Genomic DNA, 2,107 nt, shown 5'->3' on the forward strand with positions numbered 1-2,107 from the left:
GCGCATGGCGCTGAACTGGATCGAGAGCGACATCCGTGTCGAGCCGCAGCTCCTGGACCGGCGCGGGTACGGGCGCGAGCTGATCGAGAACGCGCTCGCCTATGCTCTGCAGGCGCGGACCGAATACCTGCTCGCGCGCGACGGCCTGCGGTGCCGGATCGAGCTGCCCCTGAAGTAACCTGGGAAAATTCGCGACGGCCGCGATGCGGATAGGATTCCGCGGACCCTCGCTGCCGGAGCCGTGATGCCCACGCCCAAGCGCCCCCTGTCAGGTCGCCGCATCCTCGTGGTCGAGGACGAGTACCTCATCGCGATCGAGATGGAGCGGTGGCTGCAGGAGGCCGGGGCCGAGGTGGCCGGCCCCGTCCCGGACACCAAGCGGGCGCTGGCCCTCATCGAGACGGAACCGCTCGACGCGGCGGTGCTCGACGTCCACCTCAACGGCGAGCCGGTCTACCCCGTCGCCGACCGCCTCACCGAGTGCGGCGTGCCCTACCTCTTCGCCACCGGCGAGATCCGGATCGCGGAGGGCTCGGATTACCGCTCGCACGCCGTCTTGGGGAAGCCCGTCCTCGACAGCGAGCTGCTGCAGGCCGTGGGCCGGCTCATCAAACACTGAGCCGAGGTTTTTTTCCGCACGGACGGGTTCCTGCGGTTTCCGGTCGATCGCCTTGGGTTTTGTCCCTCCCCGTCGTCGCGAGGCGAAGCCGAAGTGATCCAGGGCGCGACCTCTCCGGACAGGTCGTGCCCTGGGTTGCTTTCGCCTCGCCTCGCAAGGACGGCGGAGACACCGAACCGGTCAGCCGGATCCCGTATCGGACATCCGTCCACCCACTTGCGGTGTCGTCCGCCGGGATGCGAAGCTGCCGGTTGCGGAGGCGACTCCGCTGACCGCACGGCCGGAGCGCCCCGCGCGATCCTCCGGGGTCTCGGACCCGAGGCGGCCTCCGCGTTGCCGGCAAGGTGAAGCCTGATGACCGAACCATGGGCGAGCGCGGCGCTTGCGAAGGTCGAACGGACCAAGCAGCTGGCTTTGGAAATCCGTATCATCGTCGAGCGCACGCAGCGCATCATCGCCGATTCGCGGCAGATCCTCTCGGCGCACGGCGTGCCGGATCCGTCGGGGCGTCCCCCGCTCCCCCTCCCCCGTCCGCCGGAGACGACGACGGTCCCGCCGGACGCGCTCTGTGCCGTCTTCGACGCGCTGCTCGAAGCGGCGCGCCAAGCCGAGAATGCCGACGATCCCGAATTGTTCGCCCTCGTCGAGCGCGCCCTGCTGCGGACCGGGGACCGCATCGAACGGGCGGCCGCGGCCCTCACGCGCCGCCAGCCTCCGGTGCAGTAGGTTCGATCAGGCGAGGCCGCGGGCGCGCCGCCACGCCTGGAGCGCGCGCAGGCGCTCCTCGTAGGCGAGGCGGAGCGCGGACTCGGGCTCGCCCTTCATCTCGGATGGCGTCAACGCATCCTCGGCGACGGAGGTGCCGAGGTGCCGGGCGACCTCGTGACGCCAGCAGGCGTCGGCCACGGCGAACTCGATATCCGTGCGAATGATGTCTTCGTCGTCCATCCGGCTTCTCGTGCGGCGGAGCGGGGCGCCGTGGTCGCGCCCGAACCGGGTCTCATCGGCTTTAGCCGATCTTGCGGCCCCGTTCGAGCCACGGCGCGCCGGGACCGGTCGGGATGGAGCGGTGGGCCGAGCGCTCCGGCATCGCGGCGTCCCCGGCCCGGCTCCGATCAGGCTTGGCCAGCGCCCGCCTCGCGGCACCGCGTGAAGGCGCTCAGCGACACGCGCGCGACCTCCCGCAGGGCATCGCGGTCGGCCCCCGACGAGGCCAGGACACCCATGCCGGAAGCCACCGTCGAGAGAAACCGGGCCAGCGCCGCCGGATCGGCCTCCGGCGCTAAGTCGCCGTCGCGCCGGGCCTGCGCGAATCGCTCGCGGAGATCCATCTCGGTCTGGGAACGCCGGGTGGCCAGCTCGAAGGGGATGTTTTCGGACCCCTCCCCGCAGGCGAGACCGCCCTGGACCAGAAGGCAGCCGGGCGGGTTGGCCGGGTCGGTGTGGCTCTCGGCGATGCTGCTCAGGAACCGCTCGGCCACGTCGCGC

4 protein-coding genes are annotated in these 2,107 nt (G+C 71.2%); 2 read left to right on the plus strand and 2 right to left on the minus strand.

The genetic code is table 11. The features are described from left to right. The first annotated feature begins 244 nt into the window (after positions 1 to 244). Positions 245 to 619, plus strand: a complete 375-nt coding sequence (locus tag MFF42_RS08565; protein WP_238255357.1) for a response regulator — start codon at positions 245 to 247, stop codon at positions 617 to 619. Between the two features lie 354 nt (positions 620 to 973). Further along, positions 974 to 1,345: a hypothetical protein gene (locus tag MFF42_RS08570; protein ID WP_238255358.1), complete on the plus strand. Its 372-nt coding sequence runs from the start codon at positions 974 to 976 to the stop codon at positions 1,343 to 1,345. Between the two features lie 6 nt (positions 1,346 to 1,351). On the opposite strand, the gene MFF42_RS08575 is transcribed toward MFF42_RS08570, so the two are convergent. Both MFF42_RS08575 and MFF42_RS08580 read right to left on the minus strand, forming a co-directional pair. Next, positions 1,352 to 1,567 carry a hypothetical protein gene (locus MFF42_RS08575; protein ID WP_238255359.1) on the minus strand — a complete coding sequence of 72 codons (216 nt, stop codon included), beginning with the start codon at positions 1,565 to 1,567 and terminating at the stop codon, positions 1,352 to 1,354. Positions 1,568 to 1,734: 167 nt separating this feature from the next. Then, positions 1,735 to 2,107 (minus strand): TetR family transcriptional regulator C-terminal domain-containing protein (locus MFF42_RS08580; protein WP_373875164.1); only part of this gene is annotated, 373 nt, incomplete at its 5' end.

Origin of the sequence: Methylorubrum podarium (genome assembly GCF_022179745.1) — a bacterium.
Classification (GTDB): domain Bacteria; phylum Pseudomonadota; class Alphaproteobacteria; order Rhizobiales; family Beijerinckiaceae; genus Methylobacterium; species Methylobacterium podarium.

What these genes read in the sequence shown, in the direction of transcription:
- MFF42_RS08565 (WP_238255357.1), top strand. Translation starts at nt 245, where the DNA reads ATGCCCACGCCCAAGCGCCCCCTGTCAGGTCGCCGCATCCTCGTGGTC.
- MFF42_RS08570 (WP_238255358.1), top strand. Translation starts at nt 974, where the DNA reads ATGACCGAACCATGGGCGAGCGCGGCGCTTGCGAAGGTCGAACGGACC.
- MFF42_RS08575 (WP_238255359.1), bottom strand. Translation starts at nt 1,567, where the DNA reads ATGGACGACGAAGACATCATTCGCACGGATATCGAGTTCGCCGTGGCC.